Below are 21007 nucleotides of genomic sequence, written 5' to 3' on the forward strand. Positions count from 1 at the left end.
TCGAATGGTGCGGATGATCCGCGGATTTATCACTTATGCCGCGCGCGTCACGGGATCGTCACGAAGGTCACGCGGTGTCTTGGCGGTAAAGCCAGGCTGTGAATACAGCAGGCTGGAAACACGAATCGCGGCGCTCACGGCCCGCATTGTTCTTGGCGTCTATGCGGTGCCCGCGTTGGCGCGCGGTGTCGGTCGACGCAATTCGCGCTTGCTTGCATGCCTTCTTCACGGTGCTGCTCGCTGGCGCCCGATGCGCCCGACGCCTCTCTCCTCGCAAAGAGAAACGGTCTCGCGCATCGCCCCGGGCCAGCCAAACTTATCTACGCCGGAAAGCTGGCGGCGCCGGCTCATCGGAGCGGGCGCCGCCTCAACAACACAAGATCTAGTGCAAAGTACGCCTTTCGGCACCAAGTATAGTGGACATCCACGCAGTCTCAAAAAGGTTTATTTGCCGCGAGTCCGGCGTTGCGGGGTTGACTTTTGCTAACGCAAAGCACGGCAAGGCATCGCGCACGACCCTGCTGCGCCGCAACGAGAAAGACCTTACGCAGCGCTCAGATGTTGGACTGGAACGGAAAGAACGAAGGGGGCAGCGCGCTTTCGTGACGCAGGCGCGGCCAGTCGAAGTGCGGGCCGGGATCGGTCTTCCGGCCGGGCGCGACGTCGGAATGCCCGGCCAGCGCATCGATCGGATAGCGCTTCGCGACGATGCGCACGAGCGCGGCGAGCGCGTCGTATTGCGCGTCTTCGAACGGCATGCGATCGCTGCCTTCCAGCTCGATGCCGATCGAAAAATCGTTGCAGCGCTCGCGTCCGCAGAATGACGAAACGCCCGCGTGCCACGCGCGTTCGTCGCAGGAGACGAACTGTTCGATCGCGCCGTCGCGACGAATCACGAAGTGCGCCGACACGCGCATGCCGCGCAGTTGATCAAAGTACGGATGCGCATCGTGATCGAGCTTGTTGAGGAAAAAATCGGCGATCGCGTTCGTCGTGAAATCGTCGGGCGGCAGGCTGATGTTGTGCACGACGATGAGCGTCGGCACCGCGTCGCCGGGACGCGCCTCGAAGTTCGGCGACGGCAGACGCGTCGCGCTCGTGAGCCAGCCTTGTGCGTCGATGTGCGGATCGCCTTGTCTGACGACGTGCATGTTCATCGCGCGTCGCGGCCGGTCGGACGCCTCGCGTAATGGCGCGCGTGATCGGCGCAGCAGAAGCGCTCGTCCGCAACGACGATCGACTCGCTGCGCGGCGTATGCACGCCGCATTGCGCACAGCGGATGAGCGGATCGGCGAGTTGCGGGGTGTTATCGGCCGCGCCGTTGCCGTTGCCGTTGCGCGCCCGATGCGCACCGTTGGCGCCTCCCGCGGTCGCGCCGCCCGGCTGCGCCTCGCCCTGTTGCGCGCGCTCGTTCGCGCGGCGCAGCTTCTTCAGGAGCCACTGGCTCAGAAAGAAGAGGACGATCAGAAAGAAGAAATTTCGCATCGATTGAATGCCGGTAAGGAGTGCGCGCGTCGGACCTTCAGCCGCTCAGACGACCGCGCGATGCAGCAGCACTTCGAACACGAAGCGGCTGCCGACATACGCGAGCAACAGCGCGGCGAACGAAGCCAGCACCCAGCGCAACGCGGCGCGTCCGCGCCATCCCGAGATACGGCGCGCGGTGAGCAATGCGCCGAACATCAGCCAGGAGACGAAGGCGAACACGGTCTTGTGATCGAAGCGCAGCGCGCGATCGACGAGTTGCTCGTTGAACGCGATACCCGACACGAGCGTGAGCGTGAGCAGCACGAAGCCGGCCGCGATCAGACGGAACAGCAGCTTTTCGAGCGTCAGAAGCGGCGGCAAAGTGTCGAGCCAGCTCGCGAGCCAGCCGTTGCCCGTGTGACGCGTCGCCATGCCGCGCATGCGTTGCAGACGGCGTTCGAGCAACAGCATGAGGACGGCGTGCAGCGCGGCGATCGCGAAGAGCCCGTATGCGATGTTCGCGATCAGGAAGTGCAGCTTGAACATCGGCGCGGCGGAGTACGACAGCACGCGCACGCCGCCGAAGACGAGCGGCAACAGCGACGCGATGCACGCGAGCGGCAGCACGAGCAGCCGCAGACCGTCGAGCGGGAAGAAGAAGCTTTCGATCCAGTAGATGCCCGCGCCGAGCCAGAACATCGCGGAGAGCGCGAACGCGAAGCCGAAGACCATCGCGTTCTGGGGGAAGATCGTCGTGTGCAGCAGAAGGCCGTGCACCAGCAACGCTACTAATAATAGAGCGCGGCCCAGGCCGCCCATGCCCGCCGAAACTTTCGGCGCCGCCGTCGGCGCCATGCCCGAAGGCACACCGGCCAGCGCCGGCTCGACGGCCGTGTGGCGATGCGCGCGCCAGCCCGCTACGGCAAGTCCGCCATAGAGAAGCGCAGTGAGGGCATACAGTACAATATCCATGTTCGAAGTTTACACTAGGCCCTTGAATCGCGACGTTTTCTCCCTTGCGGCAACGCGGGGCTCCGAGCCGTTTTGCGCCGAAAAAGGGCCGCATTCTCTACCTTTTCCCCATGCTCGATAACCTCACTCAACGGATGGCGCGCGTCGTCAAGACGCTGCGCGGCGAGGCCCGGCTCACCGAGGCCAACACGCAAGAGATGCTGCGCGAGGTGCGGCTCGCGCTGCTCGAAGCGGACGTGGCGCTTCCGGTCGTGCGCGAGTTCATCGCGAAGGTGAAGGAAAAGGCGCTCGGCGAGGAAGTCGTGTCGAGCCTTTCGCCGGGTCAGGCGCTCGTCGGCGTCGTCCAGAAGGAACTGACGGCGGTGATCGGCGGCGATTACGAAGGCAAGGCTGCCGAACTGAATCTCGCCGTCGCGCCGCCAGCGGTCATCCTCATGGCGGGCCTGCAGGGCGCCGGTAAAACGACTACCACCGGCAAGCTCGCCAAACTGCTGCGCGAGAAGAGCAAGAAGAAGGTGCTCACCGTTTCCGTCGACGTGTATCGCCCTGCCGCGATCCGCCAGTTGCAGACCGTGACCGAGCAGGTCGGCGCGGACTTCTTCCCGTCGGAGCCGAATCAGAAGCCTGCCGACATCGCGCGCGCGGCGATCGACTGGGCGAAGCGCCATTATCACGACGTCGTCATCGTCGATACGGCCGGTCGCCTCGGTATCGACGAAGCAATGATGAACGAGATCAGCGAGCTGCACGCGCTGCTCAAGCCCGCCGAAACGCTCTTCGTCGTCGACGCCATGCTCGGTCAGGACGCGGTCAACACCGCGAAGGCATTCAACGACGCGCTGCCGCTCACCGGCGTCGTCCTCACCAAGCTCGATGGCGATTCGCGCGGCGGCGCAGCGCTCTCCGTGCGGCACGTCACCGGCAAGCCGATCAAGTTCGTCGGCGTCGCGGAAAAGCTCGACGGGCTCGAAGTCTTCCATCCGGATCGCATGGCGAACCGGATTCTCGGCATGGGCGACATCCTCGCGCTCGTCGAGGAAGCGCAACGCGGCGTCGACAGCCAAGCGGCGCAGAAGCTCGCCGACAAGGTCAAGAAAGGCGGCGACTTCGACCTGAACGACTTCAAGGCGCAACTGTCGCAGATGAAGAAGATGGGCGGACTCTCGTCGCTCATGGACAAGCTGCCCGCGCAGTTCCAGCAGGCCGCGCAAGGCGCGGACATGAACAACGCGGAAAAGCAGATGCGCCGCATGGAAGGCATCATCAACTCGATGACGCTGCAGGAGCGAGCGAAGCCTGAGCTCATCAAGGCCGCGCGCAAGCGCCGCATCGCCGCGGGCGCGGGCGTGCACGTGCAGGAAGTGAACCGCATGCTCAATCAATACGAGCAGATGCGCGGCATGATGAAGAAGCTGAAGGGCGGCAATCTGCAGAAGATGATGCGCGGCATGAAGGGCATGCTGCCCGGCATGCGCTGAAACGCACCGCACAGAGCCCGCGCTCTTCGCCCGACGTGGTCGAAAGCGCGGGTTTATCATATGGCGCACGCCGCCGTTTTTTTCCACACTAAGAAGTCAGCCTCTCCCCCGCTTTCCCTATGAATCGCGAAGAAGCCCTCCATATTTTCAGCCACTCCGAAGAGATCGTGACGGCTGACGAAGTCAACGCATCGATCGGCAAGATGGCAGCCGCCATCAAGACGGCGACGCAAGACGACTTCCCGCTCGTGCTCTCGGTCATGGGGGGCGCGGCCGTGTTCACCGGCATGCTGCTGCCGCATCTCGACTTCCCGCTCGAGTTCGATTACATCCACCTGACGCGCTATCGCAACGCCATCAAGGGCGGCAGCGAAATGCAATGGCGCGTGGCGCCGGCGGAATCGGTGAAGGATCGCGTCGTGCTCGTGCTCGACGACATTCTCGACGAAGGCGAAACGATGGCCGCGATCCGCGACCGCATCATGGCGATGGGCGCGAAGACGTTCCTGTCCGCGGTGCTGTGCGAGAAGATCATCCCGAAGGCGAAGCCGCTGCGTCCGGACTTTTGTGGATTCGAAGTGCCGGATCGTTACGTCTTCGGATGCGGAATGGACGCGAAGGGTTACTGGCGCAATTTGCCGACGATCCGCGCGTTGACCGAAGGCGCATGAACGTTCTTCGAAGCGATGTAAAAAAAGCGGCCTCGGCCGCTTTTTTCATAGCTGATGCACGAAAGTGCGTATGCCCGTCAGGATCATCTCGACGGAAATCGCGACGAGCACGAGCCCCATCAAACGCTCGAACGCCGTGACCGCCCTTTCCCCAAGCCACTGCTGAATCTTCTCCGCGAGGATCAGCACGATCGCGCAGACGATCATCGTCACCGTCAGCGCGCCGATCCATTCAAGCATCTTGCCCGGCGCCTGCGAGGTCAGGAGCATGGCCGTCGCGAGCGCGGACGGGCCCGCCAGCGCGGGAATCGCGAGCGGCACGATCAGCGGCTCGCCGCCGCGCGAATCGCCGCCCATCGGGCCGTCCGGATGCGGAAAGATCATCCGCAGCGCGATGAGAAACAGCACGATCCCGCCGCCGATGCGCAACGACAAATCCGTAAGGTTCATCGCGCGCAAAAAGCGATCGCCCGCCAGCATGAAAATCAGCAGGATGACGAACGCGATCGCGACTTCGCGCAGGATCACGATGCGGCGCCGCTCTTTGGCGACGCCTCGCAGCGCGTTGATGAAGATCGGAATGTTGCCGAGCGGATCGGTGATCAGCAGCAGCAGGATCGTCGCCGAGAGGAAGTTGTACTGCATTACTTCCCGAGCGCGGCTCGCACCTTTGCCGTGACGACGTCCGCCGCTTCATCGACCGGCAGCAGCGTGGCTTCGGTATCGCGACGGCCCTGATATTCGAGCTTGCCTTCCTTCAGCCCGCGATCGCCGATCACGATGCGATGCGGCACGCCGATCAGTTCCCAGTCCGCGAACATCACGCCCGGACGCTCGCCGCGATCGTCCAGGATCACGTCGATGCCCGCTGCCTGCAGCGTCGCGTAGAGCTTGTCGGCCTGTTCGCGCACGGCGTCGCTGCGGTCGTAACCCATCGGGCAGATCACGACTTCGAACGGTGCGATGGCTTCCGGCCAGATGATGCCCTTGTCGTCGAAATTCTGTTCGATCGCCGCACCCAGCACGCGCGTCACGCCGATGCCGTAGCAGCCCATCTGCATCGGTGCGGGCTTGCCGTTTTCGTCGAGGAACGTCGCGCCCATCGAATCAGAGTACTTCGTGCCGAGCTGGAACACGTGGCCCACTTCGATGCCGCGGCAGATTTCGAGCGTGCCCTTGCCGTCCGGCGACGGATCGCCCGCGACGACATTGCGGATGTCCGCCACTTCCGGCTCGGGCAGATCGCGGCCCCAGTTCACGCCGGTCGTGTGGTAATCGACCTCGTTCGTGCCGACCACGAAGTCGCTCATGTTCGCAACCGTTCGATCCGCAATCACGCGCACCGGCTTCTTCGTGCCGATCGGGCCGAGATAGCCCGGCGGCGTGCCGAACCATTCGACGATCTCGGCTTCCGTCGCGAAGCGATAGCCCTTCAGGCCGGGCAGCTTGCCCGTCTTGATGTCGTTGAGCGAATGATCGCCGCGCAGCATCAGCAGCCAGATCGTGGGCTCGGCGCCTTCGTTGTCCGTTGCGAGGATGATCGACTTGATCGTGCGCTCGAGCGGGATGTTCAAAAGCTGCGCGACGGCCTCGCATTTCGCGGCGCCGGGCGTCGGCGTCTTCTTCAGTTCTTCCGTGGGCGCGGCGCGTTGGGCGATCAACGGCAAAGCATCCGCGGCCTCGACGTTCGCCGCGAAGTCCGAAGTCGGGCAATAGGCGATGTCGTCCTCGCCCGTCTCGGCGATCACGTGGAATTCATGCGAGCCGCTGCCGCCAATCGAGCCGTTGTCCGCCGCCACCGCGCGGAACTCCAGCCCGATGCGCGTGAAGATGCGCACATAGGCGTCGTACATCTTGCGATACGACTCGGCGAGACCGTCGAGGTCCTTATCGAAGGAATAGGCGTCCTTCATGATGAATTCGCGGCCGCGCATCACGCCGAAGCGCGGGCGGATCTCGTCGCGGAACTTCGTTTGAATCTGATAGAAGTTCACCGGCAACTGGCGATAGCTCTTGATCTCGCGGCGCGCGATGTCGGTGACGACTTCCTCGTGCGTCGGGCCCATCACGAAGTCGCGCTCGTGACGATCCTTGAAGCGCAGCAGCTCCGGACCGTATTGCTCCCAGCGGCCCGACTCCTGCCACAGTTCGGCGGGCTGCACGGCGGGCATCAGCAACTCGAGCGCGCCCGCGCGGTTCATCTCTTCACGCACGATGGCTTCGACCTTGCGCACCGAGCGCAGGCCGATCGGCATGTAATCGTAGATGCCGCCCGCGACACGGCGGATCATGCCGGCGCGCATCATCAGCTTGTGGCTGACGATCTCGGCGTCGGCGGGAGCTTCTTTCAGGGTGCCGATGAAGAAACGGGATGCTTTCATTCAAATTTTCCAAAAGCGGCGCGCGCTCGGAGCCGTGGCGGCGCCGGAGCAGGCGAAACGAGGGTGAACGACGGAAACGGTCGACGGCTTGGCAAGGAAGAAGATTTTGCCGTCTTCCGCGCGGCCTGGCAAAGCGCCTTGCACCCTGCCCGGCAAACGTGCCCCGAATTCGGGTTCGTGCCGGTGCGCGGGGTCCGTTAACTGTTTATAATCAAAGCAATTTTAAAGGATTTGAAGGTGGCTGTATGCTGGATCGTGAAGGCTTTCGCCCGAACGTCGGCATCATCCTCTTGAACGCGCGCAACGAAGTGTTTTGGGGCAAGCGGCTGCGTGAACATTCCTGGCAGTTTCCGCAAGGGGGCATCAAATACGGTGAGACCCCTGTGCAAGCGATGTATCGGGAGTTACACGAAGAAACCGGCCTGCTACCGGAGCATGTGAAAGTTGTTGGTCGCACGCGCGACTGGCTGCGTTATGAGGTGCCGGACAAGTTCATCAAGCGCGAGGTGCGCGGACATTATCGCGGTCAGAAACAAATCTGGTTTCTGCTGCGCATGGTTGGACGCGATTGCGACATCTGCCTGCGTGCGACGGACCATCCGGAATTCGATGCCTGGCGCTGGAACGAGTATTGGGTACCGCTGGACGCGGTCATCGAGTTCAAGCGCGACGTTTATCAAATGGCTCTCACCGAGCTTTCCCGCTTCCTGCGGCGAACCAACTCCCGCGGTGAACGCGGCGAGCGAGCCGCGCATCATGGGCCGCGCTATCCACGCGTGCTCCAGACGATGACGATCGAAGCACCTGCTGTTACTGCCTCCGGCGCGGCGGTTCAGGCAGAATGCACGGTCAGCGAAGAAGTGCATGTGATCGTGCAGCGCTCATCGTGTAACTGAGCGTGCGACTGATCGCAGCGGCTCCTCGCGCACTTTGACACTCAACACGACTTCGACTTCGATCGATGGCACGGCGAACCTCTCGCCGTGCCGTCTCGCTTTGTTCAGCCGGGCGGGCGCTTCGCGTCCCGCGCGCATGTTTCCGGGAAGACCCAATTGAAAGTGAATGCCTCACTCGCGGTAATCGCGGCATCCGCGGCAGCGCTTGCCGTGCTCGCCGGCTGCTCCAGCAACAAAGGCCCGTCCACGCAGGACGACGGCGTCTTCACCTATTTGCTCGACCGCAAAACGACCTGGGCCGAAGAGAAGATCGACACGATGCCGCCGCTGCCGCAAGCGTCGAACCTGATCGCGTTCAACGTTTCGCAAAACACGCCGCTCACGTTCGCCGTCGACAAGACGACGCTCACGGTCGGCCAGGACGGCGTCGTGCGTTACGTGATCGTCGCGGCGAGCCCGGCGGGCGCGCGAAACGTCAACTACGAAGGCATTCGTTGCGACACCTACGAATGGCGCCGCTACGCGAGCATCAACGACGATCAGAACGGCTGGGATCAGGGTTCCGCGTTCGACTTCAAGCGCATCGAGAACGGCGAGCTGAACGCCTATCAGGCGGCGCTGTATCAGGATTACTTCTGCGCGAGCAAGCTGCCGGTCGGCACGGCGAAGCAGATCGTCAACAACATGGAATACAAACGCACGCAGAGCTCGATCAATCTGCGCTGATCTCACGGCGCGCCAAAGTGCAAAGCCCGCTGGATCAGCGGGCTTTTTTCGTATCAGACGAGTACCAGATTGTCGCGATGGATCAGTTCGGGCTCCAGCATATAACCGAGCACCGTTTCGATCTCGCCGCTCGGCCGCCGATGAATCAGCCGCGCCTCCGAGCTGCTGTAATTCGTGATGCCGCGCGCGACCTCCTGCCCTTGATCGTTCACGCAGGCGATCACCTCGCCGCGATCGAACGCGCCTTTCACGTCGATCACGCCGATCGGCAAAAGGCTCTTGCCTTCGGCGGTGAGCTTCTGGACCGCGCCGTCGTCGATCACGACGTGGCCGCGCACCTGCAAGTGATCCGCCATCCACTGCTTGCGCGCCGCGATGCGCGCCGTGCGCGCGATGAGCTGCGTGCCGATCATCTCGCCCGATGCGAGGCGCGTGAGCACATCGGCTTCGCGGCCGCTCGCGATCACCGTGTTCGCGCCGCTGTGCGCCGCGCGCTTGGCCGCGAGAATCTTGGTCAGCATGCCGCCACGGCCGAGGCTCGAACCCGCGCCGCCGGCCATCTGCTCCAGTTCGGGCGTGCCGGCATCGGCTTGCTCGACGAGCGTCGCGCCCGGATCCTTGCGCGGATCGGCGGTGAAGAGACCGCGTTGATCGGTGAGAATGACGAGCGCGTCGCCTTCGATCAGATTCGCGACGAGCGCGCCGAGCGTGTCGTTGTCGCCGAACTTGATTTCGTCGGTGATCACCGTGTCGTTCTCGTTGATGATCGGCACTGCGCCCAGGCGCAACAGCGTGAGGAGCGTCGAGCGTGCGTTCAGATAGCGTTCGCGATCGGCAAGATCGGCGTGCGTGAGCAGAATCTGCGCGGTGCGGATGCCGTGCGCGCCGAAGCTGCTTTCGTAGACCTGCGCGAGGCCCATCTGCCCGACGGCGGCCGCGGCCTGCAATTCGTCGATTTCACGCGGCCGCTTGGTCCAGCCGAGCCGGTGAATGCCTTCCGCGATCGCGCCCGAACTCACGAGCACGACTTCCTTGCCCTGCTCGCGCAGCGCCGCGATCTGCGACGCCCAGCGAGAGATTGCCGCGTGATCGAGTCCACGCCCGTCGTTGGTGACGAGGCTGGACCCTACTTTCACTACGATTCGCTTCGCAGCGGCGATGACCGAACGCATCGTGCGCTTTCTCCTCGTGGTTGCTTTTATTCCTTCGCTGCGTCGTCGCGAAAGCGCACGTCGGCGGCGAGATCTTCCGCTTCCGCCGCGCGCGATGCGTCCGAATGCTGCGAGATGTAGTCGTAAATCGCGTACGTGAGCGCCTCGCAGCCCTGGCCCGTCAGCGCCGAAATCTCGAACACCGGACCGTCCCACTGGAAGCGCTCGACGAAATCGGCGATACGCGCCTCGCGCTCGTCTTCCGGCACCATGTCGAGCTTGTTCAGCACGAGCCAGCGCGGCTTCTCGTAGAGCGCCTCGTCGTACTTGCGCAGTTCGTTGACGATGGCCCTCGCTTCGGCCACAGGATCGACGTTTTCATCGAACGGCGCCATGTCGACGAGATGCAGCAGCACGCCGGTGCGCTGCAGGTGACGCAGGAAGCGATGCCCCAGCCCCGCGCCTTCCGCCGCGCCTTCGATTAGACCGGGAATGTCGGCGATCACGAAGCTCTTGCTCGGCCCGACGCGCACCACGCCGAGATTCGGCGCGAGCGTCGTGAACGGATAATCCGCGATCTTCGGCCGCGCGTTCGACACCGACGAGATGAAAGTGGATTTTCCCGCGTTCGGCATGCCGAGCAGACCGACGTCGGCCAGCACTTTCAGTTCGAGCCTGAGCATGCGGCGCTCGCCCGGCTTGCCGTCGGTCTTCTGACGCGGCGCGCGGTTTGTGCTCGACTTGAAATGCAGGTTGCCGAGGCCGCCCGCGCCGCCCTGCGCGATCAACACTTGCTGATTATGCTCGGTCAGGTCCGCTATGATTTCGCCCGTTTCCTGATCCGAAATGATGGTGCCGACGGGCATGCGCAGCGCGATGTCGTCGCCGCCCTTGCCGTAGCAATCCGCGCCGCGGCCGTTTTCGCCGTTGCGCGCCTGATGCTTCTTGGAAAACCGATAGTCGATCAGCGTGTTGATATTGCGATCGGCGACTGCGTAGACGCTGCCGCCGCGGCCGCCGTCGCCGCCGTCCGGCCCGCCGAACGGGACGAACTTTTCGCGACGCATCGACGCGCTGCCATCTCCTCCGTCGCCGGCGATGACTTCGATCCTCGCTTCGTCAATGAACTTCATGCGTTGCTCCGTCCCGTGTACTTGCAGCTATTTTGCCGTGACCTGGCGTTGCCGGTCACCGATATCCTCAAATTCACCCGATGCGCCGCATTTGCACGCATCAAATGAAAAAGGCCCCGCGAACTTCGCGGGGCCTTTTTTCGGTCCTGAAGCCCGTGCGTAAAATTTACGCTGCCGGGACGACGACGACCGTGTGCTTCCTCGCAGCGCCCTTGGTCACGAACTTGACGTGACCGTCGGCCAGCGCGAACAGGGTGTGATCCTTGCCGATGCCGACGTTCTCACCCGGATGCATGCGCGTGCCGCGCTGGCGAACGATGATGCCGCCCGCGTTGATTGCCTGGCCGCCGTACACCTTCACGCCGAGGCGTTTCGACTCGGAGTCGCGGCCGTTGCGGGAAGACCCGCCTGCTTTTTTGTGTGCCATTTCATTAGCTCCTTAACCGATATCTGTGCGAAACGATCGCGCCTTAGGCGTTGATCGCGTCGATGCGCAGTTCGGTGTAGTTCTGGCGATGGCCAGCGTGCTTTTGGTAGTGCTTCCGGCGACGCATCTTGAAGATGGTCACTTTCTTGTGACGACCTTGCGACACGACGGTAGCCTTGACGGAAGCCCCACCCACCAGCGGCGTACCGAACTTAATCGATTCGCCTTCGCCTACTGCGAGAACCTGGTCGAGCGTGATTTCAGCGTCAATGTCTGCCGGTATCTGTTCTACTTTCAATTTTTCGCCAACGGCAACTTTGTACTGCTTGCCGCCGGTTTTTATGACCGCGTACATTGAGAACCTCACTCAAAAATCTTTTTCCACGCACCACGCGGGGAAAACACGCGATTATACATAGGGTTACGCTCGACGTCAAAGTGCCGTGACGTTTCCCGCGCACGCGGCGCGGCGGGCGATCCGGATCCCAACCTCGGCGAAAACGAAGCGAATCGTGTCTGAATTTCGCCGACATCGCGCGAATCGACACTGCCGAGTCCCGTCGTCTGTCGGATTCGCCTTATAATCCGCCGGATTACCTTTACTGCCGATCATGTCGTCCACCGCCACTTCCTCCCCCAACGCCGCCGCGCTGCTTGCCCCGATCGCCGAGGACATGCAGCACGTCAATCGCGTCATCCGGCAGCGCCTGGCATCAGAAGTGATGCTGATCAACCAGATTTCGGAGTACATCATCGGCGCAGGCGGCAAGCGGCTGCGCCCGGCGCTGCTGCTCCTGGTGTCCGGCGCGCTGGGCGACACGACCGGACATCGCCACGAACTGGCCGCCGTGGTCGAGTTCATCCATACGGCGACGCTGCTGCACGACGACGTCGTCGACGAATCCGATCTGCGGCGCGGCCGCAAGACGGCGAACGCGCTGTTCGGCAACGCGGCAAGCGTGCTGGTCGGCGACTTCCTGTACTCGCGCTCGTTCGAGATGATGGTGAGCGTCGGGAAGATGCGCGTGATGGAGATTCTCTCCGTCGCGACCAACATCATTTCCGAGGGCGAAGTCCTGCAGTTGCTCAACATGCACGACCCGGACGTCGACGAAGCGCGTTACATGCAGGTGATTCGCTACAAGACGGCGAAGCTGTTCGAAGCGGCGGCGCAACTCGGCGCGGTGCTCTCGGGCGCCGATGCCCGCACCGAAGCGGCGGCGGCGGAATTCGGCCGGCGCATCGGCACGGCGTTCCAGATCATGGACGACTGGCTCGACTACACGGGCACGCCGGAATCGATGGGCAAGAACGCCGGCGACGACCTGCGCGAAGGCAAACCGACTTTACCGCTCATCTATCTGATGGAACACGGCACGCCGGAACAGGCGGCGCTCGCGCGTGAGGCGATCGAGCAAGGCGGCACTGATCGTTTCGAGACCATTTTCGACGCGATCACCACATCCGGCGCGCTCGATCACACGCTGGCGTGCGCGCGCAAGGAAGCCGAAGCAGCAGCGAACGCGATTTCTTCGTTTCCCTCTTCCATCTATAAAGAGAGCCTGCTAGAATTATGTTCTTACTCGACGTCGAGGCAGTCTTGAACGAGACTGAAAAGGCGTAAGAGTCCAAGTTGGTCGAATTCGGGGTGTAGCTTAGCCTGGTAGAGCGCTACGTTCGGGACGTAGAGGCCGGAGGTTCGAATCCTCTCACCCCGACCAGAATTTCAAAAACCCGCATGGTCCGCCATGCGGGTTTTTTATTTCCGGCGCACGAATCCGCGTACGCTTGCCAAACGGCCAGGGCGGGCCTTCCGCCCCGTCTGCTATATTGCCTCCCATCTCCGCCCCTACTCGATCACCGCGTGGACAACCTTCCCTTATGGGCGCAAATTTGCGCCATTTTTCTGCTTCTCTTCCTTTCCGGCTTCTTCTCGATTTCCGAAACGTCGATGATGGCGCTCAATCGCCATCGCCTGAAATATCTGGCGAGCCAGGGATCGCTCCGCGCGCGCACGACGCAAGGGCTGCTCGCGAAGACCGACCAGCTTCTCTCCGTGATCCTGATCGGCAACAACCTGATCAACACGATTATCCCGGTGCTCACGACATCGATCGCGCTGCGGACCTTCGGTCATAACAACCTCGTCCTGTCGATCACGACGGGCGTCATCGCGTTCCTGATTATCGTGTTCGCGGAAATCGCGCCGAAGATCGTCGGCGCGACGTATCCGGAAAAAGTGGCGCTGCCCGCGAGTCTCGTGCTCGCGCCGCTCATGCGCATCGCGCGGCCGCTGATCTGGTTCGTCAATCTGTTCGCCAACGCGATCCTCGCCGCGCTCCACATCAACACGAAAAACAAGCGCGATCAACGGATATCGCCCGAAGAACTGCGCACCATCGTGCTGGAAACCGGCAGCTTCATGCCGACCAAGCACCGCAGCATCCTGCTCAATCTGTTCGATCTGGAGAACATCACCGTCGACGACGTGATGATCCCGCGCCGGCGCATCGAAGCGCTCGACTTCGATGCGCCTTTCGAGCAGATCCTGCATCAGCTCGAGACGTGCTATCACAACAAGCTCGTCGTCTTTCAGGGCGATATCGACCGCGTCCTCGGCATCCTGCATGTACGCAAGACGCTCTCCGCGCTGCATAACCAGGAGCTCGAACGCGAAACGCTGCGCGAACTGCTCACCGAGCCTTATTTCGTGCCGGCCGGCACACCGGTGTTCCAGCAATTGCAGTTCTTCCAGGAAAGCGGCCACCGCATCGCTATCGTGGTCGACGAATATGGCGAGCTGCAAGGGCTCGTGACGCCGGAAGACATCATCGAGGAATTGATCGGCGAATTCACGACGACGATTCCGCGCGGTGCCGGCTCGCGCGGCGGCTGGGACGAGAATGGCGAATGCATCGTCGCGGGCAGCATGCCGCTGCGCGAACTGAATCGCTGGCTGCATCTGACGCTGCCGACGGACGGCCCGAAAACGCTCAACGGCCTGATTCTCGAAACGCTCGAAGACATTCCGGACGGCGACGTGTCGGTGCGCATCGGCGATGTGACCGTCGAAGTCATGCGCAGCGACGATCAGGCGATCCGCACCGTCAAGATTTTCCGGCCGCTCGCGGCCGCGAAACGCGCGCTGCGTTAGCCATTCGGACGACTGTGCGCCGGTGACGGCGGGCGGGATGATCGATTCATCTCGACTCCGACGCTCGACGCCATGATTTCCCCTTCCCGCGACGCTTCCGACACTTTCGCGCGCCCGGCCCGCGCGTCCGAGGCGGCCCGCGACAGCACGTCCGACGAAACGCCCGCCGTCTCGCTGCTCACCGACACACTGCGCGAAGCCGCCGAGCGTGGCGCATCGGATATCCACGTCGAGCCATCGGAGCACGACTGGCGCATCAGACTGCGCGTCGATGGCGCGCTGCATGTGTTGAAGCGTCCGCCGCCGCATCTGCGCGACGCGTTCGTCACGCGCATCAAGGTGCTGGCGCGCATGGACATCGCCGAGCGGCGCGTGCCGCAGGACGGCCGGCTGCGTCTGACGCTTCCGGGCGGGCGGATCGGCGACTATCGCGTCAACTCGCTGCCGACGCTCTTCGGCGAAAAGCTCGTGCTGCGCCGGCTCGACGAGCTGCCGCCCGATCTCTCGCTCGCCGCGCTCGGCCTCGACGCTGCGCAAAGCGGCGCGGTCGAATCGGCGATTCGCGCGCCGCACGGTCTCATCCTCGTGACGGGCCCGACTGGCAGCGGCAAAACGCTGTCGCTCTACTGCTTCCTTCAGATGCTCAATGCCGAAGCGCGCAACGTGTGCTCCGTCGAAGATCCCATCGAGATTCAACTCGCGGGCATTAATCAGGTGAGCGTGCGCGAAAAGGCGGGGCTGAGCTTTGCGGTGGCGCTGCGCGCGTTCATGCGTCAGGATCCGGACGTGATCATGGTCGGCGAAATTCGCGACGCCGAAACCGCGGATGTCGCCGTGAAGGCCGCGCAGACGGGACATCTCGTGCTCTCGACATTGCACACCAACGATGCGCCAGCCGCGATCGCGCGGCTCGTCGATATCGGCGTGGCGCCTTACAACCTCGCGTCCGCGCTCAGGCTCGTGACCGCGCAACGGCTCGTGCGCAAGCTGTGCGAGTTGTGCCGCGTGCGATCGGCGTTTCCGCTCGCGGACGGGTTTCATCCGTTCGAAGCGCGCGGCTGTCCGGCGTGTCATGGCATCGGCTATCGCGGGCGCGTCGGCGTACATCAGGTGATGCCGGTATCGGACGAACTGCGCGAACTGATCGTCTCGCGCGCGGCAACGCATGCGATCGCGCGAGCGGCGCAGGCGCAGGGCATGCCCTCGCTGCGCGACGCGGCCTTCGCCCGCGTCCGCGAGGGCGTGACGAGCGTCGCGGAGGCGGCCGACGCGACGGAGACCGCATGATGAATCACACGCCCGAATTGCGCTTCGCCTGGCGCGGGATGGACGCCGAAGGCAGGCCAAAGCAGGGAAAGATCATCGCCGCCGACGCGCTTTCGGCCCGCAACTCGCTGCGTCGGGAAGGCCTGATCGTCACGGGGCTCGACATGCTGGGCGCCGCGCCGCCGCCCAAAGCGAAGACCGCTGACGTGACCGTCTTCACGCGACAACTCGCCGGGCTGCTGCGCGCGGGCCTGCCGCTCGCTGGCGCGCTCGAATTGCTCGCCGGCAGCGCCACGGCTGGCGGACTGGCGCGCATCGTGCGCTCGCTGGCCCGCGACATCACCCGCGGCGTATCGTTCTCGACCGCACTCGCTCAGCATCCCGCGGCGTTCGGCGCGCTGTATTGTCAGCTCGTCTCGGTCGGCGAAGTGGCGGGCGCACTGCCAGCCGTGCTCGCCCGCCTCGCCGACGATCGCGAGCGCGCCGCATCGCAACGTGCCCGACTGCGCGCCGCTCTCACCTATCCTGTGATGGTGCTGCTGCTTTCGCTCGCGATCACCGCGGGTTTGCTGATCGGCGTCGTGCCGACCTTCAAGACGATCTTCGACGGTTTCGGCGCCGCGCTGCCCGCGCCGACGCGCTTCGTGCTCGCGCTGTCGGACGGCGTCGCGCAGGCTGGCGTGCCGTTCGTCGTCGCATGCGCGTGTGCGGCGATCGTGCTGTCACGCTGGATGAAGCGTTCGCCCGATGCGCGCGAGACGGCCGATCGCGCGGCGTTGCGCCTGCCGCTCGCTGGCAAGCTGTTGCGCTCTCTCGCTGTCGCCCGATGGACCCGCGCGCTGGGCACGCTGCTGTCGGCGGGCACGCCGCTGTCGGACGCCTTCGACTCGCTCACGCACGCGACGGGCAATCGCGTGTTCGACCGCGCCACGGTCGACATCGCCGCGCGCCTGCGCAACGGCGAGCGTCTCGCCGCCGCCATGCGCGCCGCCGGCTGCTTTCCGCAAGACGTCGTGCAGCCGATCGCGGTCGCCGAAGAATCGGGCTCGCTCGATGCGATGCTTCTGGATCTAGCCACGCTGGCGGATCGTCAGGTCGACGAGCGCATCGGCGTGTTCGCGAGCCTTTGCGAGCCGATCGTCATCGCGGTGCTGGGCGCGCTCGTGGGCGGACTCGTCATCGCAATGTATCTTCCTATCATTCAGCTCGGCAACGTGGTGTAGCATCGCGGGCCAAAGCAACCGTTCGTCCATCATGCAGCCTTCGTTCGATCCGTCCGCCGCGCAATTCGCGAGCCGCTATCTGGCGGCGTTCGCCGCGCTTCCCGTGGCCGCGCAGTACGGATTCGCCATTGTGTTCGGTCTGGTGATCGGCAGTTTTCTTACCGTCGTCGTGCATCGCCTGCCGGTCATGCTCGAACGCGCGTGGCGCGCGGAAGTCGACGCGGCCATACCCGAAGCGCCGAAGCCTTCAGCCGATCCGTATCCCGAACGCTTCAATCTCGCCGTGCCGCGCAGCGCCTGTCCGCACTGCAAGCATGTGCTGCGCGCGTGGGAGAACATTCCCGTCATCAGCTATCTCGCGTTGCGCGGGCGTTGCTCGGCGTGCGGCGCGCGCGTGAGCCCGCGCTATCCGCTGGTCGAACTCGCGAGCGGCGCGCTCGCCGCGCTCTCGCTCTACGCCTACGGTCCTACCTGGCCCGCGATGGCTGCGTTCGGACTGTGCGCGACCTTGCTGACGGCCGGTCTCATCGACTACGACACGCGCTATCTTCCCGATGTGCTGACGTTGCCGCTGCTGTGGGCGGGGCTCATCGTCAATTTCGGCGAAGGCGGATTCGCGACGCTGCACGACGCCATCACAGGCGCGATCGCCGGTTATCTCTTCCTGTGGTGCGTGTACTGGCTCTTCAAGCTCGTGCGCGGCGTAGAAGGCATGGGCTACGGCGACTTCAAACTGCTCGCGGCGATCGGCGCGTGGCTCGGCTGGTCCGCGCTTGCGCAAGTGGTCCTGATCGCTGCCGTCGCGGGCGCGGCGTTCGGCATCGTCGCGACGTGGCGCAAGCGCATGCGTTTCGAGGAGCCCTTGCCGTTCGGGCCGTTCCTCGCGGCGGGCGGAGCGATCACGCTCTTCGTCGGCACACCGCTCTATTCATTGTTGGGATGATCGAAGGGAGCAACGGATGTTCAGCATTGGTCTCACCGGCGGAATCGGCAGCGGCAAGAGCACCGTCGCGGATCTGTTCGCGGCGCGCGGCGTGCCGCTGATCGACACGGATCTGATCGCGCACCGGATCACCGCGCCGGACGGCGTCGCGATGCCGCTCATCGCGAGCGAATTCGGCGACGATTTCATCGCAGTGGACGGCTCGCTCGATCGCGCGAAGATGCGCACGCTCGTCTTCGCCGACGACACGGCGAAAGCGCGCCTCGAACGCATCGTGCATCCGTTGATTCGCGCCGAGACGGAGCGCCAGACACTCGCGGCGCAAGGCGCGTATCACATCGTGGTCGTGCCGCTCCTGGTCGAGTCGGGCGAATGGGCGGCGCGCGTGTCGCGCGTTCTCGTCGTGGATTGTCCAGTCGAGACGCAGATTGCGCGTGTCATGCGGCGCAACGGCTTCACGCGCGAACAGGTTCTCGCGATCATCGCGAAGCAGGCGTCGCGCGAAGCGCGGCTCGTGGCAGCGGACGATATAGTCGTCAACGACGAAACGGCCACCCACGACTCACTCGCGCAGCAAGTCGACGCGTTGCACGCGCGCTATCTTTCGCTGTCGTCCGCATAAGGTGACGGTTCGCCTGAGTTCGCCAAATCGTCGAAAAGTTCCCGAATTTGCGCCGAAACAAGCAGTATGGCGGCCGAATATGCCCCGATTTGCTAGGGGTGAGGATGCGGCATTAGAATGTGCTCACTTCCGCTCATGGAAGCAACCGACCCACGCCGAGGCGAGCGCGCTTGATCCTTTACGAGTATCCCTTCAACGAGCGAATCCGAACGCTGCTGCGCCTCGAAGACCTGTTCGAGCGCTTCACGTTCTTTCTGACTCAGGAAGACGCGCGAGAACATCACGTCGCGCTCACGACGCTCTTTGAGATCGCCGAAGTCGCCGGCCGCACGGATCTCAAGGCCGACCTCATGAAGGAACTGGAGCGGCAGCGGCAGACGCTCGCGCCATTCCGTGGCAATCCGGGGATCGAACAGGAAGCGCTCGAAGCCGTGCTCGGCGAGATCGAGCAGACGCTCGGCGGCCTCACCGACATGCACGGCAAGACCGGTCAGCATCTCGCCGACAACGAATGGCTCGCGAGCATCCGCAGCCGCACGATCATCCCGGGCGGAACGTGCAAGTTCGATCTGCCGTCGTATTACGCGTGGCAGCAGTTGCCCGTCGAAGAACGGCGTCAGGACATCGCGAAATGGGTCATGCCGATGCTCGCCTTACGCGACGCGGCGGCCATCGTGTTGCGGCTCGCGCGTGAATCGGGTCAGGCATCGAAAGTCATGGCGATGCAGGGCAGCTATCAGCAGATGTTGTCCGGCCGCACCTATCAACTCATGCAAGTGCGCGTTTCGCCGGACACGCGTGTGATTCCCGAAGCGAGCGCGAACAAGTACATGCTGTGGGTACGCTTCACGGTACAAGACGGCGATCTGAAGCCGCGCGCCGTCGACGTGGACGTGCCATTTCATCTGACGCTTTGCAGCCTTTGAATAGAATCGGCCGGCCCCATATGGATCGGATGTCCATCCAAGCCGGCGCGATTCGCCACGTCTTACCGTCATGACTACTGTCGTCAAATGCCCGACCTGCGGCAAGGATGTCCGCTGGGTTCCGGAAAACCGCTTTCGCCCGTTCTGCTCCGAGCGCTGCAAGCAGATCGATCTCGGCGCGTGGGCGGCCGAGAAGTACAAGATTTCAGGTAACTCGCAGGAAACGCCGCCGGACGACGATACGCGCGGCGGTCTGAACTGACCTTCGCTCCGCTTATTCGCGCTCTTCTTCTTCGAGCCATTCGAGGATCGGAATAGCCGCGGGCAGAAGCGGAGCGACTTCGACAGGAAGCGTTTGCCAGGCAATCGCCTGACCTTCACGCCCGAGCGGCGTGCCCTTCCAGTCCGTCACCTTGCAGAAAAAAAGACGCACGTACGCGTGCGGGTAATCATGCTCGAGCGTGCGCCAGAGCTGACACGCGGTGACGTCGATACCCAATTCCTCGTGCAACTCGCGCCCAAGCGCCGCCTCTATGCTCTCGCCCGGTTCGAGCTTGCCGCCGGGAAACTCCCAGTAACCCTCGTACGGTTTGCCGGCGGGCCGCTGCGCGAGCAGATAACGCCCATCGTGCTGCACCATCACGCCGACGGCCACTTCCGTCACCTTGCGGCCATCGGGCGCAAGGTCGCTCTTCGATTCGGTCATTGTTTGCGGCCCGACCAGTCACGCGCGAATTGCCACGCGACGCGCCCCGAGCGCGACCCGCGTTCCAGCGCCCACACGAGGGCATCGCCGCGAGCGCTTTCGACTTCCGCCTCATCGCAGCCGAAGTGCTTCAGCCAATGTCCGACGATCGACAAATAGTCGTCCTGCTTGAACGGGTAGAAGCTGACCCACAGGCCGAAGCGTTCGGACAGCGAGATCTTTTCCTCGACCACTTCGCCGGGGTGAATCTCGCCATCGGACGTGTGCTTGTACGTCTCGTTGTCGCTCATGTATTCGGGCAACAAATGACGACGGTTCGACGTCGCGTAGATCAGGACGTTGTCCGATTGCGCCGCGACCGAACCGTCGAGCGCAACCTTCAGCGCCTTGTAGCCCGACTCGCCCTCCTCGAAGGAAAGATCGTCGCAGAACACGATGAAGCGCTCGGGCCGCGTCGAGATCAGATCGACGATATCGCCGAGATCGTGCAGGTCGTCCTTGTCGACTTCGATGAGACGCAGACCGTCCTTCGAGTAGGCGTTCAGACACGCCTTGATCAGCGACGACTTGCCCGTGCCGCGCGCGCCCGTCAGCAGAACATTGTTCGCGGGCATCTTGTTCACGAACTGCTGCGTGTTCTGCTGAATCAGGCCTTTTTGACGATCGATGTTCTGAAGGTCGTCGAGCGAAATTTGCGAGATTGCCGGCACCGGTTGCAGAAAACCGCGCCCTTGGCGCTTGCGCCAGCGAAACGCCACCGCGGATTCCCAGTCGATATCGGGCGCCGCCGGCGGCAACAGGCCTTCGATGCGCGCCAGCACGGCCTCGGCGCGCGTGAGAAATTGTTCGAGCTTGTCCATGTTC

23 protein-coding genes and 1 tRNA gene are annotated in these 21007 nt (G+C 63.5%); 13 read left to right on the top strand and 11 right to left on the bottom strand.

The features are described from left to right. Nucleotides 1–554: 554 nt before the first annotated feature. From ampD to NCS28_RS11615, 3 genes are read right to left on the bottom strand one after another with little or no spacing between them, the layout of a single operon-like run. Nucleotides 555–1157, bottom strand: coding sequence for a 1,6-anhydro-N-acetylmuramyl-L-alanine amidase AmpD (gene ampD / locus NCS28_RS11605; RefSeq protein ID WP_250513967.1), 603 nt, complete (start codon nt 1155–1157; stop codon nt 555–557). Further along, nucleotides 1154–1486, bottom strand: coding sequence for a PP0621 family protein (locus NCS28_RS11610; RefSeq protein WP_250513968.1), 333 nt, complete (start codon nt 1484–1486; stop codon nt 1154–1156). The genes ampD and NCS28_RS11610 overlap by 4 nt, the downstream gene beginning before the upstream one ends. A 45-nt stretch (nt 1487–1531) precedes the next feature. Then, on the bottom strand, nt 1532–2440 hold the full coding sequence (locus NCS28_RS11615; protein ID WP_250513969.1) for a cytochrome C assembly family protein: 909 nt from the start codon (nt 2438–2440) through the stop codon (nt 1532–1534). Nucleotides 2441–2550: 110 nt separating this feature from the next. Between NCS28_RS11615 and ffh the strand changes: the two genes are divergently transcribed. Both ffh and NCS28_RS11625 read left to right on the top strand, forming a co-directional pair. Next, nucleotides 2551–3918 (top strand): signal recognition particle protein, encoded by a 1368-nt coding sequence (gene ffh, locus NCS28_RS11620; RefSeq protein ID WP_250513970.1) that lies wholly within the window; start codon nt 2551–2553, stop codon nt 3916–3918. Between the two features lie 119 nt (nt 3919–4037). Beyond that, nucleotides 4038–4589: a hypoxanthine-guanine phosphoribosyltransferase gene (locus NCS28_RS11625; protein WP_061121381.1), complete on the top strand. Its 552-nt coding sequence runs from the start codon at nt 4038–4040 to the stop codon at nt 4587–4589. Between the two features lie 45 nt (nt 4590–4634). Here the strand turns inward: NCS28_RS11625 and NCS28_RS11630 are convergent, their stop codons facing one another. Continuing rightward, the gene (locus tag NCS28_RS11630) at nt 4635–5234 is read right to left on the bottom strand and encodes a MarC family protein (protein ID WP_250513971.1); all 600 of its coding nucleotides are present in this window, start codon (nt 5232–5234) and stop codon (nt 4635–4637) included. Then, nucleotides 5234–6970, bottom strand: a complete 1737-nt coding sequence (locus NCS28_RS11635; protein ID WP_250513972.1) for a proline--tRNA ligase — start codon at nt 6968–6970, stop codon at nt 5234–5236. The genes NCS28_RS11630 and NCS28_RS11635 overlap by 1 nt, the downstream gene beginning before the upstream one ends. A 245-nt stretch (nt 6971–7215) precedes the next feature. Here NCS28_RS11635 and NCS28_RS11640 point away from each other — a divergent pair, with 245 nt between their 5' ends. Beyond that, the gene (locus NCS28_RS11640; protein ID WP_250513973.1) at nt 7216–7866 is read left to right on the top strand and encodes an RNA pyrophosphohydrolase; all 651 of its coding nucleotides are present in this window, start codon (nt 7216–7218) and stop codon (nt 7864–7866) included. A 162-nt stretch (nt 7867–8028) separates the two neighbouring features. Further along, nucleotides 8029–8592: a CNP1-like family protein gene (locus tag NCS28_RS11645; protein ID WP_250514008.1), complete on the top strand. Its 564-nt coding sequence runs from the start codon at nt 8029–8031 to the stop codon at nt 8590–8592. Between the two features lie 53 nt (nt 8593–8645). Here the strand turns inward: NCS28_RS11645 and proB are convergent, their stop codons facing one another. The 4 genes from proB to rplU form a co-directional block, all read right to left on the bottom strand. Beyond that, complete coding sequence (gene proB, locus NCS28_RS11650) at nt 8646–9764, bottom strand: glutamate 5-kinase (RefSeq protein ID WP_250513974.1); 1119 nt, start codon at nt 9762–9764, stop codon at nt 8646–8648. A 26-nt stretch (nt 9765–9790) separates the two neighbouring features. After that, nucleotides 9791–10876, bottom strand: coding sequence for an Obg family GTPase CgtA (cgtA, locus tag NCS28_RS11655; RefSeq protein WP_250513975.1), 1086 nt, complete (start codon nt 10874–10876; stop codon nt 9791–9793). A 166-nt stretch (nt 10877–11042) separates the two neighbouring features. Further along, on the bottom strand, nt 11043–11303 hold the full coding sequence (rpmA, locus tag NCS28_RS11660; protein WP_014192314.1) for a 50S ribosomal protein L27: 261 nt from the start codon (nt 11301–11303) through the stop codon (nt 11043–11045). Between the two features lie 43 nt (nt 11304–11346). Then, the gene (gene rplU / locus NCS28_RS11665; RefSeq protein ID WP_035511298.1) at nt 11347–11658 is read right to left on the bottom strand and encodes a 50S ribosomal protein L21; all 312 of its coding nucleotides are present in this window, start codon (nt 11656–11658) and stop codon (nt 11347–11349) included. A gap of 256 nt (nt 11659–11914) precedes the next feature. Between rplU and NCS28_RS11670 the strand changes: the two genes are divergently transcribed. The 9 genes from NCS28_RS11670 (at nt 11915) to yacG (ending at nt 19699) form a co-directional block, all read left to right on the top strand. Beyond that, on the top strand, nt 11915–12907 hold the full coding sequence (locus tag NCS28_RS11670; RefSeq protein ID WP_250513976.1) for a polyprenyl synthetase family protein: 993 nt from the start codon (nt 11915–11917) through the stop codon (nt 12905–12907). Nucleotides 12908–12947: 40 nt separating this feature from the next. Then, nucleotides 12948–13024, top strand: a tRNA-Pro gene (locus NCS28_RS11675). A gap of 143 nt (nt 13025–13167) precedes the next feature. Next, nucleotides 13168–14457, top strand: coding sequence for an HlyC/CorC family transporter (locus tag NCS28_RS11680; protein WP_250513977.1), 1290 nt, complete (start codon nt 13168–13170; stop codon nt 14455–14457). A gap of 72 nt (nt 14458–14529) precedes the next feature. Beyond that, nucleotides 14530–15744 carry a GspE/PulE family protein gene (locus NCS28_RS11685; RefSeq protein ID WP_250513978.1) on the top strand — a complete coding sequence of 405 codons (1215 nt, stop codon included), beginning with the start codon at nt 14530–14532 and terminating at the stop codon, nt 15742–15744. Continuing rightward, nucleotides 15741–16946 carry a type II secretion system F family protein gene (locus NCS28_RS11690; RefSeq protein WP_502801180.1) on the top strand — a complete coding sequence of 402 codons (1206 nt, stop codon included), beginning with the start codon at nt 15741–15743 and terminating at the stop codon, nt 16944–16946. The genes NCS28_RS11685 and NCS28_RS11690 overlap by 4 nt, the downstream gene beginning before the upstream one ends. A gap of 31 nt (nt 16947–16977) precedes the next feature. After that, nucleotides 16978–17889: a prepilin peptidase gene (locus tag NCS28_RS11695; RefSeq protein ID WP_250513979.1), complete on the top strand. Its 912-nt coding sequence runs from the start codon at nt 16978–16980 to the stop codon at nt 17887–17889. 16 nt (nt 17890–17905) lie between these two features. After that, entirely contained in the window at nt 17906–18511 is a 606-nt protein-coding gene (gene coaE, locus NCS28_RS11700; RefSeq protein WP_250513980.1) for a dephospho-CoA kinase, read from the top strand. 170 nt (nt 18512–18681) lie between these two features. Then, a complete protein-coding gene (zapD, locus tag NCS28_RS11705) occupies nt 18682–19437 on the top strand; it encodes a cell division protein ZapD (protein WP_035510226.1) in 756 nt (251 codons plus the stop codon). Between the two features lie 70 nt (nt 19438–19507). Further along, nucleotides 19508–19699 (top strand): DNA gyrase inhibitor YacG, encoded by a 192-nt coding sequence (yacG, locus tag NCS28_RS11710; RefSeq protein WP_061121493.1) that lies wholly within the window; start codon nt 19508–19510, stop codon nt 19697–19699. Nucleotides 19700–19711: 12 nt separating this feature from the next. Here the strand turns inward: yacG and NCS28_RS11715 are convergent, their stop codons facing one another. After that, the gene (locus NCS28_RS11715) at nt 19712–20143 is read right to left on the bottom strand and encodes an NUDIX domain-containing protein (protein WP_250513981.1); all 432 of its coding nucleotides are present in this window, start codon (nt 20141–20143) and stop codon (nt 19712–19714) included. Continuing rightward, nucleotides 20140–21003: an ATP-binding protein gene (locus NCS28_RS11720; RefSeq protein ID WP_250513982.1), complete on the bottom strand. Its 864-nt coding sequence runs from the start codon at nt 21001–21003 to the stop codon at nt 20140–20142. The genes NCS28_RS11715 and NCS28_RS11720 overlap by 4 nt, the downstream gene beginning before the upstream one ends. Nucleotides 21004–21007: the final 4 nt, after the last annotated feature.

The sequence above is a fragment of the Caballeronia sp. INDeC2 genome (genome assembly GCF_023631325.1).
Lineage (GTDB): Bacteria > Pseudomonadota > Gammaproteobacteria > Burkholderiales > Burkholderiaceae > Caballeronia.

Bases quoted from the DNA above. Each gene is read 5' to 3' on its own strand.
- ampD (WP_250513967.1), bottom strand. From the start codon at position 1,157: ATGAACATGCACGTCGTCAGACAAGGCGATCCGCACATCGACGCACAA.
- NCS28_RS11610 (WP_250513968.1), bottom strand. From the start codon at position 1,486: ATGCGAAATTTCTTCTTTCTGATCGTCCTCTTCTTTCTGAGCCAGTGG.
- NCS28_RS11615 (WP_250513969.1), bottom strand. From the start codon at position 2,440: ATGGATATTGTACTGTATGCCCTCACTGCGCTTCTCTATGGCGGACTT.
- ffh (WP_250513970.1), top strand. From the start codon at position 2,551: ATGCTCGATAACCTCACTCAACGGATGGCGCGCGTCGTCAAGACGCTG.
- NCS28_RS11625 (WP_061121381.1), top strand. From the start codon at position 4,038: ATGAATCGCGAAGAAGCCCTCCATATTTTCAGCCACTCCGAAGAGATC.
- NCS28_RS11630 (WP_250513971.1), bottom strand. From the start codon at position 5,234: ATGCAGTACAACTTCCTCTCGGCGACGATCCTGCTGCTGCTGATCACC.
- NCS28_RS11635 (WP_250513972.1), bottom strand. From the start codon at position 6,970: ATGAAAGCATCCCGTTTCTTCATCGGCACCCTGAAAGAAGCTCCCGCC.
- NCS28_RS11640 (WP_250513973.1), top strand. From the start codon at position 7,216: ATGCTGGATCGTGAAGGCTTTCGCCCGAACGTCGGCATCATCCTCTTG.
- proB (WP_250513974.1), bottom strand. From the start codon at position 9,764: ATGCGTTCGGTCATCGCCGCTGCGAAGCGAATCGTAGTGAAAGTAGGG.
- cgtA (WP_250513975.1), bottom strand. From the start codon at position 10,876: ATGAAGTTCATTGACGAAGCGAGGATCGAAGTCATCGCCGGCGACGGA.
- rpmA (WP_014192314.1), bottom strand. From the start codon at position 11,303: ATGGCACACAAAAAAGCAGGCGGGTCTTCCCGCAACGGCCGCGACTCC.
- rplU (WP_035511298.1), bottom strand. From the start codon at position 11,658: ATGTACGCGGTCATAAAAACCGGCGGCAAGCAGTACAAAGTTGCCGTT.
- NCS28_RS11670 (WP_250513976.1), top strand. From the start codon at position 11,915: ATGTCGTCCACCGCCACTTCCTCCCCCAACGCCGCCGCGCTGCTTGCC.
- NCS28_RS11685 (WP_250513978.1), top strand. From the start codon at position 14,530: ATGATTTCCCCTTCCCGCGACGCTTCCGACACTTTCGCGCGCCCGGCC.
- NCS28_RS11690 (WP_502801180.1), top strand. From the start codon at position 15,741: ATGATGAATCACACGCCCGAATTGCGCTTCGCCTGGCGCGGGATGGAC.
- NCS28_RS11695 (WP_250513979.1), top strand. From the start codon at position 16,978: ATGCAGCCTTCGTTCGATCCGTCCGCCGCGCAATTCGCGAGCCGCTAT.
- coaE (WP_250513980.1), top strand. From the start codon at position 17,906: ATGTTCAGCATTGGTCTCACCGGCGGAATCGGCAGCGGCAAGAGCACC.
- yacG (WP_061121493.1), top strand. From the start codon at position 19,508: ATGACTACTGTCGTCAAATGCCCGACCTGCGGCAAGGATGTCCGCTGG.
- NCS28_RS11715 (WP_250513981.1), bottom strand. From the start codon at position 20,143: ATGACCGAATCGAAGAGCGACCTTGCGCCCGATGGCCGCAAGGTGACG.
- NCS28_RS11720 (WP_250513982.1), bottom strand. From the start codon at position 21,003: ATGGACAAGCTCGAACAATTTCTCACGCGCGCCGAGGCCGTGCTGGCG.